Annotated in this window: 14 protein-coding genes; 11 read left to right on the plus strand and 3 right to left on the minus strand. The window is 72.7% G+C overall.

The window, feature by feature from the left end:
- Positions 1 to 65 precede the first annotated feature (65 nt).
- The 6 genes from CCL05_RS01820 to CCL05_RS01845 all read left to right on the plus strand — a co-directional run bounded on the left by CCL05_RS01820 (position 66) and on the right by CCL05_RS01845 (position 8,682).
- A complete protein-coding gene (locus CCL05_RS01820) occupies positions 66 to 959 on the plus strand; it encodes an NAD(P)-dependent oxidoreductase (RefSeq protein WP_086558697.1) in 894 nt (297 codons plus the stop codon).
- Between the two features lie 56 nt (positions 960 to 1,015).
- Positions 1,016 to 1,897: a winged helix-turn-helix domain-containing protein gene (locus tag CCL05_RS01825; protein WP_086558698.1), complete on the plus strand. Its 882-nt coding sequence runs from the start codon at positions 1,016 to 1,018 to the stop codon at positions 1,895 to 1,897.
- Positions 1,898 to 1,975: 78 nt separating this feature from the next.
- On the plus strand, positions 1,976 to 3,229 hold the full coding sequence (locus CCL05_RS44685; protein WP_244204121.1) for an RBBP9/YdeN family alpha/beta hydrolase: 1,254 nt from the start codon (positions 1,976 to 1,978) through the stop codon (positions 3,227 to 3,229).
- Positions 3,226 to 5,214, plus strand: a complete 1,989-nt coding sequence (locus CCL05_RS01835; protein WP_086558700.1) for a VMAP-C domain-containing protein — start codon at positions 3,226 to 3,228, stop codon at positions 5,212 to 5,214. Before CCL05_RS44685 ends, CCL05_RS01835 begins: the two co-directional genes overlap by 4 nt.
- Positions 5,211 to 6,320, plus strand: coding sequence for an AAA family ATPase (locus CCL05_RS01840; RefSeq protein WP_244204122.1), 1,110 nt, complete (start codon positions 5,211 to 5,213; stop codon positions 6,318 to 6,320). The genes CCL05_RS01835 and CCL05_RS01840 overlap by 4 nt, the downstream gene beginning before the upstream one ends.
- 4 nt (positions 6,321 to 6,324) lie before the next feature.
- The gene (locus CCL05_RS01845) at positions 6,325 to 8,682 is read left to right on the plus strand and encodes an SAV_2336 N-terminal domain-related protein (protein WP_279629919.1); all 2,358 of its coding nucleotides are present in this window, start codon (positions 6,325 to 6,327) and stop codon (positions 8,680 to 8,682) included.
- On the opposite strand, the gene CCL05_RS01850 is transcribed toward CCL05_RS01845, so the two are convergent.
- Complete coding sequence (locus tag CCL05_RS01850; RefSeq protein WP_086558703.1) at positions 8,679 to 9,461, minus strand: sulfite exporter TauE/SafE family protein; 783 nt, start codon at positions 9,459 to 9,461, stop codon at positions 8,679 to 8,681. The genes CCL05_RS01845 and CCL05_RS01850 overlap by 4 nt on opposite strands.
- A 164-nt stretch (positions 9,462 to 9,625) precedes the next feature.
- Between CCL05_RS01850 and CCL05_RS01855 the strand changes: the two genes are divergently transcribed.
- The 5 genes from CCL05_RS01855 (at position 9,626) to CCL05_RS01875 (ending at position 15,766) form a co-directional block, all read left to right on the plus strand.
- On the plus strand, positions 9,626 to 10,843 hold the full coding sequence (locus CCL05_RS01855) for an NAD(P)/FAD-dependent oxidoreductase (protein ID WP_086558704.1): 1,218 nt from the start codon (positions 9,626 to 9,628) through the stop codon (positions 10,841 to 10,843).
- Complete coding sequence (gene nirB / locus CCL05_RS01860) at positions 10,843 to 13,440, plus strand: nitrite reductase large subunit NirB (protein WP_086558705.1); 2,598 nt, start codon at positions 10,843 to 10,845, stop codon at positions 13,438 to 13,440. Before CCL05_RS01855 ends, nirB begins: the two co-directional genes overlap by 1 nt.
- A complete protein-coding gene (nirD, locus tag CCL05_RS01865) occupies positions 13,437 to 13,787 on the plus strand; it encodes a nitrite reductase small subunit NirD (protein WP_086558706.1) in 351 nt (116 codons plus the stop codon). The genes nirB and nirD overlap by 4 nt, the downstream gene beginning before the upstream one ends.
- Positions 13,788 to 13,860: 73 nt before the next feature.
- On the plus strand, positions 13,861 to 14,706 hold the full coding sequence (locus tag CCL05_RS01870) for a maleylpyruvate isomerase family mycothiol-dependent enzyme (protein WP_086558707.1): 846 nt from the start codon (positions 13,861 to 13,863) through the stop codon (positions 14,704 to 14,706).
- A gap of 118 nt (positions 14,707 to 14,824) precedes the next feature.
- On the plus strand, positions 14,825 to 15,766 hold the full coding sequence (locus CCL05_RS01875) for an SMP-30/gluconolactonase/LRE family protein (RefSeq protein ID WP_086558708.1): 942 nt from the start codon (positions 14,825 to 14,827) through the stop codon (positions 15,764 to 15,766).
- A 3-nt stretch (positions 15,767 to 15,769) separates the two neighbouring features.
- On the opposite strand, the gene CCL05_RS01880 is transcribed toward CCL05_RS01875, so the two are convergent.
- Together CCL05_RS01880 and CCL05_RS01885 are read right to left on the minus strand one after the other, a co-directional pair.
- Positions 15,770 to 16,696 (minus strand): oxidoreductase, encoded by a 927-nt coding sequence (locus CCL05_RS01880; protein ID WP_086558709.1) that lies wholly within the window; start codon positions 16,694 to 16,696, stop codon positions 15,770 to 15,772.
- A 90-nt stretch (positions 16,697 to 16,786) separates the two neighbouring features.
- A complete protein-coding gene (locus CCL05_RS01885) occupies positions 16,787 to 18,481 on the minus strand; it encodes a SulP family inorganic anion transporter (protein WP_244204123.1) in 1,695 nt (564 codons plus the stop codon).
- Between the last annotated feature and the right edge of the window lie 172 nt (positions 18,482 to 18,653).

The raw sequence follows: 18,653 nt of genomic DNA on the forward strand, positions 1-18,653 counted from the left end.
GGGTAACCGCCCACTTCGAAGTACGTACTTGAGCAGGCGCTTCCCCTGGGACGAGCCTAAACGCCATGACCGACAACGCAGTTGACCCCCGCACGCCTCTCACCCTCCTCGGCACCGGCGACATGGGCACCGCCCTGGCCCGCGCCTGGCTTGCCGCAGGACACCCGGTGACCGTCTGGAACCGCACCGCCTCCCGCGCCGAGCCCCTCGCCGCCGAGGGCGCCACCGTCGCCCGGACCGCCGCGGAGGCGGTGGCCGCGAACCGGCTCGTGGTCGTCTGTCTGCTCGACGACGCCTCCGTGGGCGAGGCCCTCGACGGGGCCTTACTCGCGGGACGGGACCTGGTGAACCTCACCACGGGCACGCCCGGCGAGGGCCGCAGCCGCGCCGCCTGGGCCGAAGCGCGCGGCGCCCGCTTCCTGGACGGCGGGATCATGGCCGTCCCGCCGATGATCGGGTCCCCGGAATCCGGCGGGTACGTCTTCTACAGCGGCTCCCCCGAGCTGTTCGAGGAGCACCGGGACACCCTCGCCGTCCCGGTCGGCGCCCGGTTCGCCGGGGCCGACCCGGGCTTCGCCGCGCTGCACGACGTGGCGCTGCTCAGCGCGATGAGCGGCATGTTCGCGGGTATCACGCACGCCTTCGCGCTGATCCGCCCGGAGGACATCGCACCGAAGGACTTCGCGCCGCTGCTCGTGGACTGGCTGACCGCGATGGCCCAGGCCGCGCACCAGACCGCCGGCCAGCTGGAGAGCGGCGACTACACCAGGGGCGTCGCCTCCAGCCTCGCCATGCAGGTCGCGGGCAACGCCACGCTGCTGCGCACGGCCGAGGAGCAGCGGGTGAGCCCGGAGCTGCTGACGCCGTACATGGCGCTGATGGAGCGGCGCCTCGGCCAGGGGCACGGCGACGAGGGCGGCACGGGGATCATCGAGCTGCTGAAGGAGGGGGCACAGTGACGTCCGCGGGCGTATAGTCCGGTTTCCGCGCCGGCCCGAGACAGCTAGGTGGCTCCTTGGACGAGGTAAGCCGGCGGGAAAGTGCGAGCCCCGAGCTCGACCGCGTCCTGCGCATCCTGCTGGACCGGATCGCCGGCGGCACTTTCCCACCCGGGTCGCTGCTTCCGACCCAACGCGAAATGGTCAGGGAATTCGACGTTTCGCGCGACACGGTGCAGCGTGCGCTCAGACGGCTGGCCGACGAAGGGTACATCCAGTCCCGGCAGGGCAGCGGAACCCGTGTCCTGCGGTCGCCGCTGGGAGACGAACGACCGGCCGGGCCGGGCCTGCTCCATGCGTCGCTGGGCCGGCTCGTCCAGGATGCCTTCAGCGCACAGGTCGTCACCATCGACGTCTTCTCCTTGACAGGTGAGTCGCTCGACATGCATCTGCGACTGAGTGCCGAGAGGATCCTGGACGGGCAGATCCGGCCCGAGTCGATCAGCGTGCGGCTGCTGCTGGCCCAGGCCGACGGCGATCACCCCCTGTTCAGGGTCGTGGGCGAACCCGAAGACCGCCGGGCAATCGATCGGCTGCAACGAACAGCGGCCATGCACACGACCTCCATCAGGGACTTCCTCAGTCACCTTCAGTGGGACGGGCTGGTGCCGAACGTGCGGTTCGAGCTCGCTCAGACCTCGGTCGCTCCCCTGCAGAAGCTCTATCTGCTGAACGCCACCGACGTCGTCACGGACTACTACCAGGTCGTACGGCGCCGGGTGGTCCTCGACACCGCGGACGAGGTCGAGGTCCACGACATCGTCGAGCTGGGCGCGCCACTCCACCACCACTCCGTGGCCGGCATGGACCCCGATCCGGAAAGCGTCGCCATCGTGAACAGCGCCAAGCGGTGGTACGAGCACGCGTGGGCGAACGCGGCACGGTCGGAGACGGGCTGACGCAAGACCGATTTGCGGCTGCCCGTGCCGCGCTATGGTCGTAGCCCGCAGAGGGAAGGGCCGAGGGGGCGAACGGGTTTGCGGGTCCTTTTAGTGCACGGCACCGGTGTCCGGCAAAAGCGCTTCGACGCGACGTTCGACCTGGTCGCCCGCTCCCTGCGCGGTCATCTCCCCGACGCCGACCTGGTCCCCTGCTACTGGGGAGGGGACTTCGGCGTGACGGTGACCGGCGGGCTGAAATCGGTCCCCGCCGACCAGGTGACGCGGGGAGTGCTCGACGACGTCCCGGTGGCCGGGCCACTGGAGCAGGAGGTCGCCCTGTGGTCGCTGCTGCTGGCCGACCCGTTGTGCGAACTGCGCGTGCTGGCGGCGGCGTCCGGCAGCGAGGACTACGGCATGCCCGGAGTGCGGTCCCCTGGTGAGGCGGTCGCCCGGCGCCTCACCGACCTCGCGGCACATCGCCCGGAGACGGGTGAACTGCGCGCCCTCCTCGACTCCTTGGGCATCGCCGGACACTACGGTCCGGTCCTGCGCCGCATCGCGGGCGCGACGGAGTTCGCCGAGGCCTGCGCCCACGCCCGTGACCCCGTCGACGCGCGTGAGGTGGTCGCTGCCGTCGCCCGAGCCGTGACGGCCGGTCTGCTCTCCGCGGCGAAGGAGGAGGCCGTGTGCACGGGTGCGGAGCGGGACCGGCTGGCGGACCTGTTCAGCGGACTCCTGGGCGGAACCGCACGGGCACCCGGCGGACGGGCCACGGCCGTGCTCGGCACCCTGGCCCTGCGGATCCTGACGCAGCCGGCGCTGAACCACTGGCGGGGGCCGATCACCGGCGGTTCGGCACCCGCCCTCGGCGACATCCTGCGCTACCAGGCGCGGGGCGGGCCGCTGCGGGACCACCTGGAAGGCGTGCTCAGGTCCGGGACGGGACCGACCGTCCTGATCGGACACAGCCTCGGCGGGATCGCCCTGGTGGACCTCCTGGCGATGGCGGCGGCACGGCAGGCGCCGTTGCCCGGCGTGCGGCTGCTCGTCACGGTCGGATCGCAGGCGCCGTTCCTGCACGAGTGCGGCGCCCTGACCGGACTGCGACCGGGCGCCGGCCTCCCACCGGGCTTCCCGGACTGGCTGAACATCTACGACCGGCAGGACCTGCTCGCGTTCCGGGCCCAACCGGTGTTCCCCGGCGACAAGCGGGTGACGGACCACGAAGTGACCAGCCGTCAGCCGTTTCCGCTGTCCCATGGCGCCTACTGGAAACTCGAGGCGCTGTACCAGCGCATCGCCGAAGCCCTCCCGGCGTCCGGCAGGCCGGGGCCAGGGGCCGCCGAGTGATCCACCAGGCCGACGACCTGCCCGACGTCGCCGCCGAACGGACCTACGCCCTGGTGGTGGGGGTGGAGTCGTACGACGTCAGCAACGACTGGCGACTGCCCGGTGCGGCGCATGACGCCCAGCGCTTCGCCGCCTGGCTCACCGGTTCCGGCGGGGTACCGCCCGCCAACCTTCGCCTGTTCCTCTCGCCGTTGCCCGACACCGACCTGCCCTGCGCCCAGCACCTGCCGAAGCACCGGCCGGCGACCGAGCACCACATCAAGCAGGCCCTGCTTCACGACCTCCCGTCGCGCGACGGCGACCTGCTGTGGATCTACTGGGCGGGACACGGCTTCCACGACGACGGCCACCTTCTGCTGCCGTACGCCGACGCCACCGGCCCGCACACCGTCCACCTCAACCTGGAGGCCGCGCTGCGCTGGTGGGGGTCGACCGACGTGGACAGGAGGCGCTTCCGGCACCAGATCGCCCTGACCGACGCCTGCCGGGTGGATCGTCGGCGCACCCCTCGCCTGAACTTCGGGAGCGTCGACTACGGCGGCGGTGACCTGGCCGAGGGACGCGGCCAGTTCGTCCTCTACGCCGCCCGGCCGGGCGAGGCCGCCAGAAACCAGGAGGAACGGCGGGCAGGCCTGTTCACCGACAAGCTGCTGGACGTCCTGAACGGCATGACGGTCGGGCAGGGCGCCCGCGGCCTGACGGACCTGACCCGCGGGCTCCAGGCGGATTTCGACGTGCTCTGCGCGCAGGAGAAGGCCTGGCAGAGGCCGTCCTACCTGATCCGCGGCTGGGACGGCTCCTCGGCCTACGGCGGCGACTGGACGGACAGTTCGGGCACGGCGCCCGTCCTGGACCAGAAGGCCTGGCACGACCTCGCCACCCTGACCCGGGGCCGTGACGTGCCCTCCTGCGTCCACGACGCCTACCGGTGGGCCTTCGAGGTCTGCGGCTGTGCCGCTCCGCTGCAGGACGCCACGGCCGCGGGGAGCCTGACGGAATTCGTCCGCGACCTCGACGACCGGCAGGGAAGGCCGGGCAAGCCGCTCAGTCTGCCGTTCATCCGGTACCTGGCCGCTCACGCCGAGGACCGTGAGTGGGGCACGCGCCTGGACGACTGGGTCGACCGCACCCGGGAGCGGATCGGTGCCCGGCCCGTCCCCGCCGCGCCGGAACGCCCCGCGGAGCCCGCGCAGGTACACGTACAACTCACGGAGGCCGCTGAGAAGGGCCGGTACTTCGTGCGCGTCTGGCTCTATCAGGGGAGGTTCTCGTTCGAGTGGGAGTCTTCGGACCCTGTTCCGCTGTCCGACGCCCGGAACGAACTCGGCGAGCACATCGGTGCCGTCGCCGCGAAGGACACCGCCAAAGGCACCGGGCGTGTCGAGTTCCACATCCCGGTGGAACTGCTCGACGAGGAGTTCGAGGCCTGGCCGCTGCCCTTCGGGCCGGGCGAGCTGCCCCAGGAAGTGGGCCAGCTGTTCGAGGTCGTGGTGCGCTGCCCCGATGCGAGAGACGGATCCACGGCCAAGTGGCAGGAGAAGTGGCGGTGGTTCGAAACCCATGGCGAAGGCGAGTGGGAACCGCCCACGCTCGACGCCTGCCGCCCGATCTGGCTCGTCACCGAAGACCGGATGCCTCCCAACCTCGCCGCGTTCCTGCGTTTCGCCGAATTCCCCGTCGGGGTCTTGGTCCAGGTCGGCCGCGAGCGGCTCCCGGAAGCACTGGACGCCGTGATCGCCTCAGGCGTCCCGATAGCCCTGTGGCACCGGAGCGGACCGCCGAAAGACCCTGCCGGCACCAGCGACCTGGCCACCGAACTCGCGCCCCCCGGAGCCCGGAGCCTCGACCTGCGGAAGCTACCGAGGACACTGCTCAAACTACGCATCCAGGCCGGCGCCGCGCCCTCGGACGAGAGCTGGAGTCACCCCCTCGCGCTCCTGTGGGACGACCCGAACCGAAGACCCCGGCTCCGGCCACTGAAGTGAACGCGTCTCAGGACACCGCCCAGGACGGGAGCGCAGTGAAGCACTGGTGGATCTACCAAGGCCCGGGATCCCGCACACAACGGCTGGAGCGGCTGAGCGGCAGCCTGCCGCCCTGGCGCCGCTTCACCGGCGTCCAGGACCCCGACTACCGGCCGCCCGCGAGCGGAGCCGCCTGGGAGGAGACCCGGCGACGCGGACTCGGTTACGTCCCGGACGACTCCGAGACCGACGTCGTCAACACCGCCCTGTACCTGCGTCGGCCGCTGCTCGTCACCGGCAAGCCGGGGGTCGGCAAGTCCACCCTGGCCTACAGCATCGCCGCCGACCTCGGTCTCGGGCCCGTGCTGCGCTGGCCGATCACCAGCCGGACCGCCGTACGGGACGGTCTCTACCAGTACGACGCCATCGGACGGCTGCACGACGCCAACCTGAGGCAGCTGGCGGCCGCCCCCGGGAGCCCGTCGATCCGGGGGGTGGCACGCTCCCGGAGGCCCGGCCGGGTCTCCTCGGGCGCGGCGTCGATCGCCCCCTATCTGCGGCTCGGCCCTCTGGGCACCGCCCTCCTGCCCCAGGAACAGCCTCGTGTGCTGCTCATCGACGAGATCGACAAGGGCGACATCGACCTCCCCGGCGACCTGCTGACCGTCTTCGAAGACGGCTCCTTCGAGATCCCCGAACTGGCCCGGGCCGCGGCGCACCACCCCCACGTACGCATCGGCACGCAGGACAGCCCGGACCCGCACGTGCGGGTGGAGCGCGGGCAGGTGCAGTGCGGAACCTTCCCGGTCATCATCCTGACCAGCAACGGCGAACGCGACTTCCCGCCGCCGTTCCTGCGCCGGTGCATCCGGCTGCACATCGGTCCGCCCGAGAAGGAGAAACTGGAGGAGATCGTGCGCCGGCGGCTCAACGTGTCGCCGACCGAGGAGCCCTGCAGGGATCTGATCCAGAAGTTCCTCGACCGGCAGGCCGACGGCGACCTCGCGACCGACCAGTTGCTCAACGCCATCCAACTGCGCCTGAGCGGAGCCTGGCCCGATCCCTCCGACTACGGAAGGCTGCTGAACATCGCGATGCAGCAGCTGACCGGCGCCCCTCGTCAGTGACGCCGTGATCGACAGGTTGCGCCGGGCCATCGCGGACGCGGGAGCGGAGGCGGGCGCCGAGGAACTCGCCGACATCCTGTGGCTGGCCCGGTGCATGGCGCATCCGGACGCAGGCTCGGAGCACGTCCGCCGCGAAGGCCCCGAGACCGGCCGAACGGACGGTGTCCAGCGGCCTCGCCCCGCCGGGCCGTCCCCGCCGAAACCCCCTGCCGACCCGTCGGCGGGCCATGCCCTGTTCACCGCCCCCCGGCCCGACACGGGAGGGTCCTCGACTCCCCGGCCTCCCGGCCCACCTGATGCGCCTGGTCCGCAGCGTTCGCCCGGTTCCCAGCCGGAGCGCGGCACGCCGGTTCGTGTCCGCAGAGCCGCATCCCTGGACGATCCGCTCGCCGTGATGCGTGCGCTCCGGCCCCTGGGCCGCCGCCGCGTCCCCGGTAACCGGATGGAGCTGGACGAGGAGCCGACCGTGTCGGCCAGCGTGGACCATCACATGCTGTTGCCGGTGCTGCGCCCGGCCCGGGACCGATGGCTCGATCTGACCCTGGTCGTGGACACACACCGCTCGATGCTGCTGTGGCACGACCTGCTTTCCGAACTGCGCACGCTCCTGACCCAGACCGGTCTCTTCCGCGCGGTGCGGACGTGGTTCCTGCACACCTCCGGCAACACGGGCCGGACTGCGCGGATCACCGTGTCGACCAGGCCCGGGGGCGAACCGCGCCGTCCCCAGGAGGTCACCGCCGGTCGAGGGCACGGCCTGATCCTGCTCGTCACCGACACGGTGTCCGACGTGTGGCTCTGGCCCGAGCTGCGCGAGGCCGTCGGCCAGTGGTGCGCGCATCGTGCGGTGGCACTGCTGAACGTCCTGCCCCAGCGTCTGTGGGGCCGCGGTGCCGTCCGGCCGGCCCCCTGCCTGATGCGCGCCACCGGTCCCGCCGCCCCCACTGCCTCCTGGAGCCTTGCCGTGCCGCCCCGCGGCCGCACGTGGCGGCACCCCGGTGCGCCGGCGGCCCCGAGGGCCGCCCTGCCGGTGGTCGACGTGTCTCCGCACGCGCTGTCCGTGCTCGCCTCGCTGGTCTCCGGCAGCGGGCGCTGGCACCGCCTGCCGTGTCTCCCACTCGATGCGGACTGGTCCGCGGACGAGGCTCCCGACGAACCGCCGCTCCAGCTGCACGAGACGGGGGCCGCCGATGACGTGGACCGGGCCGCGCTGCGTGCCGTGCGCTGGTTCGAGGAGAGCGCCTCCCCGGTCGCCAGGGAGCTGGCGGGATACCTCTCGGCCGTGCCGCTCACACTCCCCGTGATGAACCTCGTCCGCCGCGCCATGCTCCCCGGTTCGGACCACGGGCACCTCGCCGAGGTCGCGCTGGGCGGGCTGCTGGAGCGTTGGGAGGCGTACCACCGGGCCGACCCGGCGTATCTGGAGTTCCGCTTCCTCCCTGGGGTCCGCGACACGCTCCAGGGCAGTCGGCTCAGGCAGGAGATCACCTCGGTGCGGGCACTCGTCCGCCGAGAGGTGTCCACCTACCTGGACGGGCTCCGCACGGCCGGTGACTTTCCGGCGCTCCGGCTCACGTCCGCCGGGGACGGGACGCGCCCCATCGCCTCCGACGCCCTCCCCTTCGCCCATACGACGGCTCCCGGCACGGACGACGGCTCCCCGCGCCGCCCCGCGTACCTGGCCGTGGCCGCGGTGCTGCGGGAAGAGATCCTCTCCGGGTTTCCCCCCGTGGGAAGCAGGCTCCCCACGCACCAGATGCTGGCCGAACGGTTCGGTGTGTCACGTGGAACCGCGCAGCGAGCCCTCAGGGAACTGGAGGCCATGGGACTGGTGCGGTCCCGGCAGGGCAGCGGAACCACGGTCATCGCCCGGGGCCCACGTCCCGTCGAGGTACCGGACGATCCCGGCCCGGGCCGGGATGCCGGACTGGGCGATGCTCTGCGTGATGCGTTCGAAGCCCGCGACGTCAGCATCGACGCGGTGGTCGCCACTGCGGCGGCGCTGCTCGCGGCCCTGAGGCCACAGGTGTCGCGGGTCGCCGAGGGCGGCGTGACGCCTGCCTCGATCCGCGTGCGTGTGCTGTGCATGGGCGGCGACGGGGGCAGCCGTGACCTCGAGGAACTGCGGCACCTGCTGGAGGACACGGCGAGGCGCGAGCACAGCGAGGTGGAGTTCGAGCTCCGGACGTACGCGTCCCAGCCCCCCACGGAGGTGTATCTGATCAACGACCGGACCGTGCTCACGTCCTACTTCCACGTGCCCGGGCCGAGTCCCGGCCCGCTGCACCTGCTGCCCGAGGACCGGGTGGCGGAGACCCGGGGCTGGTTCGAGTCCTGGTGGGACCTGATCGGAGGGAATTAAGCCACCCACTGCTCATACGCCAGGTTCCCCACCAGGGCGAACACCACCGTCAGCAGCACGACGCGGACGAAGCCGCTGCCCTGCTTCAGGGCCGTGCGGGCGCCCAGGGTGCCGCCGGCCAGGTTGAACACGGCCATCAGGGCGGCCAGTTGCCACAGGACCGCGCCCTGCCAGGCGAACGTGGCGAGGGCGCCCGCGTTGGTGCAGCAGTTGACGATCTTGGCGGTGGCGGAGGCGCTGACGAGGTCGAGGTGGAGCACGGCGGTGAGCGCGAGGACCAGGAAGGTGCCGGTGCCGGGGCCGACGAGACCGTCGTAGAAGCCGATGCCGAGGCCCGCGAGGCCGATCGCCGCGAGGATCCGGCGGCGGGTGGCCGGGCCGGTCGCGGGGGCCGTGCCGAAGGCGGGCCGCAGGATCACGAAGGCGGCGACCCCGAGCAGCACCACCATGATCACCGGCTTGAGGACGTCGGTGCTCATCCCGGCCGCGAAGAACGCCCCGGCGGACGACCCGGCGAGCGCGGCCAGCCCGATGCGCACCGCCGTACGGACATCCACCGGGGCCTTGCGGGCGTAGGTCACCGCCGCGCCCGTCGTGCCTACGATGGCGACCGCCTTGTTGGTGCCCAGGGCGTGCGCGGCGGGCGTGTGCGACGGCAGTCCGAGCAGCAGCACCGGCAGCAGCAGGAGGCCGCCGCCACCGACCACGGCGTCGATCCACCCGGCGGCGAGAGCCGCCACACAGAGCACGGCGATCATGGTCAGCGGTATGTCGGGCATGATCGGGAGCCTATGCGACGGCCGTGCGACGCTGTCCTCACAGCCCGGCGTCGCCGCACTCCAGGAACCCTCACATCCACCCCCGGCCCCCGCTGAGGGCAGCGTTCCCCGCGGGAAACAGTCGTGATGCTGCCGGGAAACACCGGCACCGCACGCTCAAGGACATGACCTCGAATGAGCGTGTGGTGGTGATCGGCACCGGCCTCGCGGGCGTACGGCTCGCCCGGCGGCTCGGTGAGCTCGGCACGCCCGCGTTGCTGATCGGCGAGGAGGAGCACGCGCCGTACAACCGCGTGCTGCTCGCCGAGGTGCTGGCCGGACGCTACAGCCCCGAGGTGATCGCCCTGCCTGCGCCCGCGCAGGCCACGCGCGGCCGGGTCGTCGCCATCGACCGCGACGAGCGCACCGTCGAGTGCGCCGACGGCACGGTGATCGCATACGACCGGCTCGTCCTCGCCACCGGATCCAACCCCGTCCTGCCGCCCCTGCGCGGCCTGTTCACCCCCGACCACGTGCTGCCCGAGGGCGTCCACGCCTTCCGGACCATGGACGACTGCCTGGGCCTGTCCAAGGCGGTCCGGCCGGGGGCGCGGGCGGTCGTCATCGGCGGCGGGCTCCTCGGTGTCTCCGCGGCCCGCGCGCTCGCCCTGCGCGGCGCCCAGGTCGTCCTCGCCCAGCAGTCCGAGCGGCTGATGGAGCGCCAGCTCGACCCGGCCGCCTCCAAGCTCGTCAAGCGGCACCTGACCGACCTGGGCGTCGAGGTGCACACCGAGTGCCGCGTACGGGACGTGCGCTGCGTCGGCGGCGCCGTCCGCTCCGTGGAGATGGCCGACGGGTACGCGCTCGACGCCGACCTCGTCGTCGTGTCCTGCGGCGTCCGCCCCCGGGTGGGCCTCGCGCAGGCCGCCGGTCTCGACGTCCGCAAGGGCGTCGTCGTCGACGACGAGCTGCGCACCTCCGACCCGTACATCCACGCCATCGGCGACTGCGCCCAGCACGACGGCGTCCTCTACGGCCTCGCCGCTCCCGCACTCGAACAGGCCGACGCGCTCGCGGAACTGCTCGCCGGCGACGCGGACGCCCGCTACACCGGCACCCGCTCCCTGACCCGACTCACGCTGAACGGGCACGACAGCCCCTTCGACCTCGCCGCGTTCGGCGAGACCGAGGCGCTGCCGGGCGACGACGTCGTCCAGCTCACCGACGCCACCCGCGGCACCTACCGGAAGGTCGTCGTCCGCGACGACCGCCTGGTCGGCGGGGTCCTCGTCGGCGAACTCGGCACCGTCGGCGCGCTGGCACGCGCCTGGGAGGGAGCAGAGCCGCTCCCCTCCGACGGCGGCCCGCTGCTCCACCTGCTTACCAATGACGGAGGCTCCTGATGTCCAAGGACACCCCCACGATCGTGCTCGTCGGCCATGGCATGGTCGGCCAGCGCTTCCTCGAAGCGCTCGCCGAGCGCGGCATGACCGCCACGCACCGCGTGGTCGTGCTCTGCGAGGAGCCGCGCCCCGCGTACGACCGGGTCCAGCTCACCTCGTACTTCTCGGGCAAGACGCCCGAGGACCTGTCCATGACGGACCTGCGGTTCATCGAGGACCACGGCATCGAGCTGCGCGTCGGCGACCCGGCGGAGACGATCGACCGCGAGGCGCGCCAGGTGACCGCCCGCTCCGGTCTCGTCGTCGACTACGACGTGCTCGTCCTGGCCACCGGCTCGTACCCGTTCGTACCGCCGGTCCCGAACAAGGACGCCGAGGGCTGTTTCGTCTACCGCACGATCGAGGACCTCCTCGCGATCGAGGAGTACGCCAAGAACGCGACGACGGGTGCCGTGGTCGGCGGCGGTCTGCTCGGCCTGGAGGCCGCGGGCGCGCTGAAGGGCCTCGGACTCACCTCCCACATCGTGGAGTTCGCGCCCCGTCTGATGCCCGTCCAGGTCGACGAGGGCGGCGGCGCCGCCCTGCTGCGCACCATCGAGGAGATGGGCCTGAGCGTCCACACGGGCGTCGGCACGCAGGAGATCGTCGTCGGCGAGGACGGCGCCGTGACCGGCATGAAGCTGTCCGACGGCTCCGAACTGGCCACCGACATGGTGGTGTTCTCCGCCGGTGTCCGCCCCCGCGACCAGCTGGCCCGCGACTGCGGCCTGACGGTCGGCGAGCGCGGCGGCATCGCGGTCGACGAGCAGTGCCGCACGGTGAACGACCCGCACGTGTTCGCGATCGGCGAGTGCGCGCTGGCCGCCGACGGCCGGGTGTACGGCCTGGTCGCCCCCGGCTACGAACAGGCCGAGACGGCCGCCGCGACGATCGCCGCCGACGAGGCCGCCTTCACCGGCGCCGACCTGTCCACCAAGCTGAAGCTGCTCGGCGTGGACGTGGCGTCCTTCGGCGACGCGCACGGCACCGCCGAGGACTGCCTGGACGTCGTCTACTCCGACTCCCGCGCGGGCCTGTACAAGAAGCTGGTCATCGGCCGCGACGGCACGCTCCTCGGCGGCATCCTGGTCGGCGACGCGGAGGCGTACGGCACGCTGAAGGCGTTCACCGGATCGGTCCCGCCGGTCGCGCCCGAGGCCCTCGTCCTGCCCGCCGGCGCCGGCGCCCCGGCCCAGCTCGGCCCGTCCGCGCTGCCGGACGACGCGATCATCTGCTCCTGCCACAACGTCTCCAAGGGCGCGATCCGCGGCGCGGTCACCGACCACCAGTGCACGACCGTGCCCGAGGTGAAGAAGTGCACCAAGGCCGGCACCGGCTGCGGCTCCTGCGTCAAGGTCCTCGGCCAGCTCGTCAACGCCGAGCTGGAGGCCGGCGGCATCGAGGTCGACAAGGGCCTGTGCGGCTGCTTCGCGCAGACCCGCGAGGAGCTGTACGAGATCGTCCTCGCCCTGCGCATCAACAGCTACCAGGAGCTGCTGGACCGCCACGGCCGCGAGGAGGCCAGGGGCGGCGACGGCTGCGAGATCTGCAAGCCGGCGGTCGGCTCGATCATCGCCTCCCTCGCCCCGGCGATCGGCGCGAGCGGCTACGTCCTGGACGGTGAGCAGGCCGCCCTGCAGGACACCAACGACCACTTCCTGGCCAACCTCCAGAAGAACGGCTCGTACTCGGTCGTCCCGCGCATCCCGGGCGGTGAGATCGCCCCGGAGAAGCTGATCGTGATCGGCGAGATCGCCCGCGACTTCGGCCTCTACACGAAGATCACCGGCGGCCAGCGGATCGACATGTTCGGCGCCCGCGTCGAGCAGCTGCCGCTGATCTGGGCCCGCCTGGTCGACGCCGGCTTCGAGTCCGGCCACGCCTACGGCAAGTCGCTGCGCACGGTGAAGTCCTGCGTCGGCCAGACCTGGTGCCGCTACGGCGTCCAGGACTCCGTCCGCATGGCGATCGACCTGGAGCTGCGCTACCGCGGGCTCCGGTCGCCCCACAAGCTGAAGTCGGCCGTCTCCGGCTGCCAGCGCGAGTGCGCCGAGGCCCAGTCGAAGGACTTCGGCGTGATCGCCACCGCCAACGGCTGGAACCTCTACGTCGGCGGCAACGGCGGCGCCACCCCGCGCCACGCGGACCTGCTCGCCCAGGACCTGTCGGACGCCGAACTCGTCCGCCTGATCGACCGGTTCCTGATGTTCTACATCCGTACGGCCGACCGCCTGGAGCGCACCTCCACCTGGCTGGAGCGGATCCCCGGCGGCCTGGAGCACGTGCGGGACGTCGTGGTCCACGACTCGCTCGGCATCTGCGACGAGCTGGAGAAGCTGATGCAGGCGCACATCGCGCACTACCGCGACGAATGGGCCGAGACCATCAACGACCCCGAGAAGCTGTCCCGGTTCGTGTCCTTCGTGAACGCGCCGGACACCCCGGACCCGGTCGTCGCCTTCGTGCCCGAGCGCGACCAGATGAAACCCGACCTGCCGCTGCTGTCCATCGGCATGCGACCCGCCGAAGACGTACTGGAAGGAAGCGCCCAGCGATGACCCTGGCTCCCGAGACCACCGATCTGAAGGTCGAACTCGCTCTGGAAGGCGACTGGTTCACCGTCTGCGACCTCAGCATGCTGCTCCCGGGCCGCGGGGTGGCGGCACTGCTGCCGGACGGCCGCCAGGCGGCGGTCTTCCGGGACCGCACGGGTGAGCTGTTCGCCATCGACAACCGCGACCCGTTCACCGGCGCGGCGGTCCTCTCCCGCGGCCTGACCGGCACCCACCAGGGCCGCCCGTTCGTCGCCTCCCCGCTGCTGAAGCAGCGCTTCGACCTCGCGTCCGGGCAGTGCCTGGACGACGAGGAGGTACAGGTCGCGACGTACAAGGTGCGCACCGCGTAGGAACGCGGACGCCCGGCTCGGAACGCCCCTCCCCGGAGGGGCGTTCCTGCTTGTCCCCTGGCAGGCTGGGGCCATGGTTGCGCAGCCGAACGACAGGCCCGGCCTCTCCCGGCTCGGCGCCCCGATCGACGCCCGCCCGCTGTTCGGGCCGGAACTCGGTGCGCTGCTGGGCCTGTTGCGGGGACTGAGGCCCGGGCAGTGGGGCGAGACGGCTGTGCCGGGCTGGACCGTGCACGACGTCGCCGTACACGTCCTCGGCGACTACCGCGCCCGCCTCGGCCGCCGGGAGTTCGGCGCCTTCGCGCCGGGAGAGACCCTGGAGGCGTTCATCCACCGCGCCAACCAGGAGTGGGTCGACCGCCACCGGGACATGGACCCGGCCGCGCTCGTCGACGCCCTGGAGGAGGCCGGCACCGAACTGGCCCGCCGCTTCGCGCACGCCGACCTGGACGCGCCGTCCCTGGGCGTGTCCTGGGCCGGGGCGGACCCGGCGCCGATGTGGCTGGACTGTGCGCGGGAGTACACCGAGTACTGGACGCACCGCCAGCAGATCCGGCACGCGGCCGGGCTGGGCACCGACCCCGAGCCGCGGGCCCTGTCCCTGGTCCTGGACACCTTCATGCGGGCCCTGCCCCACACGCTGCGCGACACCGCCGCCCCGGCCGGCACGCGGGTGGAGGTGACGGTGCCCGGGCCGGGAGGGGGCGCCTGGACCGTGACCGCCGGGCCGGACGGCTGGTCCCTGGCGGAGGATCCCGGCAGTCGCCCGGCGGCAGCCACCGTGGAGCTGGACCCGGAGACCGCCTGGCGGCTGTGCACGCGGGGTCTCCGGCCGGCCGACGCTCTCGCCCGGGCCCGGGTCGAGGGGGACCGGCGGCTCGCCGGGGCCGTGTGCCGGATCGTGTCGATCGTCTACTGAGCAACTGCCGGGCGTGGCTGTCGAGTTGCTGTCGAGTTCGCTGGTTCGACTGCCGTGCCGGGAGGCCTTCGCGTTTCATCGAGTCACACCCCCACCTTCCTTCCACGGAGGCCCGACCATGACTCGGAACCACCCCCGGCCGTCCCGGCGGAGCGTGCTCGGCGGGGCCGTCGCCGCGCTCGCGGTGGCCGCCGGCACCACCGGCACGGCGCAGGCCGCCCCCGGGACCGACTGGCCGGCCGAGTTCCCGCTGCCCGACGGCTGGCTCCCCGAGGGGATCACCATCGGCAGCAGGCCGTACGCGTACATGGGCTCGCGCGCCGACGGCGCGATCTACCGCACCGACCTGCGCACCGGCAGGGGCGGTGTGCTGCACCAGGGCACCGCCGGTCTCGCGTCCATCGGCCTGAAGCTGGACCGTGACGGCCTGCTGTACGTGGCCGGGGGCGCCGCAGGCACCGCTAGGATCGTCGACGCGCGCACCGGCGAGCTGCTCACCACCTACCACCTCACCCGGGACGCCGCGCCGTTCATCAACGACGTGGTCCTGCACGAGGACCGCGCCTGGTTCACCGACTCCCGTGCGGCCGTCCTCCACGGTGTGCCGCGCGGGCGGCGGGGCGAGGTCCGCGCGCTGCCGCTCACCGGCGAGTGGGTGCAGGCGCCCGCCGGGACCAACAGCGCCAACGGCCTGGTCGCCACGCCCGGCGGACGCGGGCTGATCGTCGTCAACGCGGGTCAGCTGTACCGCGTGGACCTCGGGACCGGCCACGCCGTCAAGGTCGTGCTGGAGGGCGCGCCGGACGTGGCGGGCGGCGACGGCCTGGTCCGCCTCGGCCGCACGCTGTACGTCGTCCAGAACCGTCTGAACAAGGTCACCGTCTGGGAGCTCGGCCGGAAGGCCGCCACCGCCAGGCTGACCAGGACGATCACCGACCCCCGCTTCGACGTCCCCACCACCGCCGCCCGTCACGGCGACCGCCTCTACCTGGTCAACGCCCGCTTCACCAGCCCGCAGACGCCGGAGACGACGTTCGACGCGGTGGCCGTGCCGCTGTGAGCGTCATGCCGTCAGGGCGCCGTACGTCACCCCGGTCAGTTCCTCGGACGCGGCCCACAGCCGCTGCGCCGCCGCGTCGTTGAGGGTCCAGGGCGCCCGCCAGGACGGTGCGGGCGCCCCGCGCCACATGGCGATGCGCGGGCCGGTGAAGGAGTCGGGCCGCACGCCGGGTTCTGTCGCGGCGTACAGGATCGGCAGCGCGCCCGCCTCGGCCGGCTGGGCGACGACCCGGTTGGCGATCCGCACGAGCCGCTCGGCGGCCGGGCGTCCCTCGGCGAGCGGTCCGGTGGTCTGGAGGTTGGTGGCCGCGTACCCGGGGTGGGCCGCGGCCGCCACCAGGTCCGTGCCGTGCGCCGCCGCCCGGCGTGCCAGCTCGTGCGTGAACAGCAGGTTGGCCGTCTTGGACCGGCCGTAGGCGATCCAGCGGCGGTAGCGCCGCTCGCTGTTGAGGTCGTTGATGTCGATGTTGCCGAGGGCGTGCATCCCGCTGGAGACGACCACGACCCGGGCCCCCGGCGCCGCGAGCAGCGCGGGCAGCAGCAGGCCGGTGAGGGCGAAGTGCCCCAGGTGGTTGACCCCGAACTGCGTCTCGAAGCCGTCCGCCGTCGTCCCGTACGGCAGCGCCATCACCCCGGCGTTGTCCACGAGCACGTCCAGCCGCTCGTACGGGAAACCGGCCGCGAACTCCCGTACGGAGGCCAGATCCCCGAGGTCGAGCCGCCCCAGCTCGATCCGGGCCTCGGGCAGTTCCGCACGGAGCCGGTCCACGGCCGCGTTCCCCCGGGCCTCGCTGCGGCACGCGAGCACCACCCGCGCGCTCTTGCGGGCCAGCTCCCGTGCCGTGACGAACCCGATCCCGCTGTTGGCGCCGGTGACGACGGCGACGCGGCCGCTCTGGTCCGGGATGTCCTGTGTGTTCCAGCCCGACATGGCAGGCTCCCTCCGTCGGTGGCCGTGATCCAGCCTACGAGGGAGCGTGGGGGCGGGGCGGGCCCGGCCCACCGGCTGCTGGCGGCTCCGTCAGCCCACCGGGCTCGACCGCTGGTCGTCGGGGAGGGGACGAGTGTCGAGGTAGAACCACTCGGCGTCGGCGGTGGGCCAGGGGGAGGATTCCCCCGCTGCTTCGCCCCATGGTTCTTCGGCCATCGCCGTGACAGGTCGTTTGGGCAGCGGTGCCTGAGTGTCCCCCGAGGGTGCCGCGCCCCGCTCTCCGGCCGGCTTCGCCTCCCCCGGCATCAGCAGCTCCACCCGCAGCCCCAGTCCCCGCTGCTGGGCGGTGAACTCCTCGACCTGGTTGCGGCAGGCGTGGTCCAGATGGGTCACGCCGGTCAGGTCGAGCCGGATCCTGGGCTTCCCGGCCGCGGCGGCGGCCTCCAGCGCCTCGATCACCTTCGGCAGCCGCAGGAACGTCGCGTTGCCGGCCATGACGACCTTCGCCGTGTCGTCCTCGACGTGCTGGCGGATCGCGGTCTGGGACATGCGCAGCGCGGCCAGCACGATGCCCGCGGCGAGGCCGATCAGCACGCCCTCCAGCAGCGCGGTCACCACGATGACCAGGGTGGTCAGCGTCATCACCGCGAACTCGCCCTTGTCCTGCCGCCACATCTTCGGGAACTCGGCGGGCCCGAACAGCTTCCAGCCGCTGTGCACGAGGACACCGGCGAGCACCGAGATCGGGATCAGCGCGAGCACCTGCGGCAGCAGCAGCGCGAACGCGAGCAGCCACAGGCCGTGCAGGGTGCGGGAGAGCCGGGTCTTGGCCCCGGCCTGGACGTTGGCCGAACTGCGGGCCACGACCGCGGTGATCGGGAGCGCGCCGAGGATGCCCGCGACGGTGTTGCCGGCGCCCTGGGCGATCAGCTCGGTGTTGTAGCGGGTGCGCGGGCCGCTGTGCATACGGTCCACCGCGGCGGCCGTGAACAGGCTCTCGGCGGACGCGATGACCGTGAAGGTGAGGATGGCGGTGATGATCGCCCCGTCCGCGAGCCCGGCGAACTGCTCCGGCCCGGGCAGCGACACGGAGGCGAGCAGATTGCCCACCTGGAGCGTCTTCACGTCCACGCCGGGCAGTGCGGCGACCACGATGCCGATGCCTACCGCGACCAGCGCGGCGGGGACCTTCCCGGCCGGGCCCGGCACCTTCTTCCACAGGAAGCTGAGCACGATCGTGACGACGCCGAGCAGGGTGGCGATCATCGCCTGCGGGTCGGTCAGGATGCCGGCCAGCAGTGCGGGGATGCCGGCCATGTTCTCGATCGCCGTGCCGGGGGCCTTGGCGTCGGCCATCGGATAGGCCTGGCTGAACATCAGCGGCACGCCGATGCCGGCCAGCATGCCCTGGACGACGGCGACCGAGATGGCCTGGAACATCCGGCCGAGCCGCACGAGTCCGAGGACGATCTGGAGGAGGCCGGTGAACAGCACGATGACGCCGAGCATGGCCACGCCGACCTCGGCGACGGTCTCCGACACGAGCGCGGCGAGGCCGGCGGCCGGCCCGCTGACCTGGAGCGTACTGCCACGCGCCGCGCCGACGACCAGACCGCCGATCACCCCGGAGATGATCCCGAGCTCGGCGGGCACGCCGGAGGCGACGGCGACACCGATGCACAGCGGCAGGGCGACGAGGAAGACGACGAGCGAGGCGGTGATGTCGGTGACGAGGTCCCCCTTGGCCCCTGCCTTGCCGCCCCCGCCCTTCACACGGCCGATCAGCCCACCCAGCACACCACCCAGCGCACCGCCCAGGCCGCCCCCCGGGGCGCCGGGGGGACCGCCCGACCGCCGTCCCGCGACGCCGCCCGCCGAGTCCCACGCCGGGCCACGGCCGGCACCGCCGTACGGGCCGCCACCCGGGCCACCCGACCGACCGCCCCCAGCACCGCCC

The sequence above is a fragment of the Streptomyces africanus genome (assembly GCF_002150735.1).
GTDB classification, from domain to species: Bacteria; Actinomycetota; Actinomycetes; order Streptomycetales; family Streptomycetaceae; genus Streptomyces; species Streptomyces africanus.

What these genes read in the sequence shown, in the direction of transcription:
- CCL05_RS01820 (WP_086558697.1), top strand. Translation starts at nt 66, where the DNA reads ATGACCGACAACGCAGTTGACCCCCGCACGCCTCTCACCCTCCTCGGC.
- CCL05_RS01850 (WP_086558703.1), bottom strand. Translation starts at nt 9,461, where the DNA reads ATGCCCGACATACCGCTGACCATGATCGCCGTGCTCTGTGTGGCGGCT.
- CCL05_RS01855 (WP_086558704.1), top strand. Translation starts at nt 9,626, where the DNA reads ATGACCTCGAATGAGCGTGTGGTGGTGATCGGCACCGGCCTCGCGGGC.
- nirB (WP_086558705.1), top strand. Translation starts at nt 10,843, where the DNA reads ATGTCCAAGGACACCCCCACGATCGTGCTCGTCGGCCATGGCATGGTC.
- nirD (WP_086558706.1), top strand. Translation starts at nt 13,437, where the DNA reads ATGACCCTGGCTCCCGAGACCACCGATCTGAAGGTCGAACTCGCTCTG.
- CCL05_RS01870 (WP_086558707.1), top strand. Translation starts at nt 13,861, where the DNA reads ATGGTTGCGCAGCCGAACGACAGGCCCGGCCTCTCCCGGCTCGGCGCC.
- CCL05_RS01875 (WP_086558708.1), top strand. Translation starts at nt 14,825, where the DNA reads ATGACTCGGAACCACCCCCGGCCGTCCCGGCGGAGCGTGCTCGGCGGG.
- CCL05_RS01880 (WP_086558709.1), bottom strand. Translation starts at nt 16,696, where the DNA reads ATGTCGGGCTGGAACACACAGGACATCCCGGACCAGAGCGGCCGCGTC.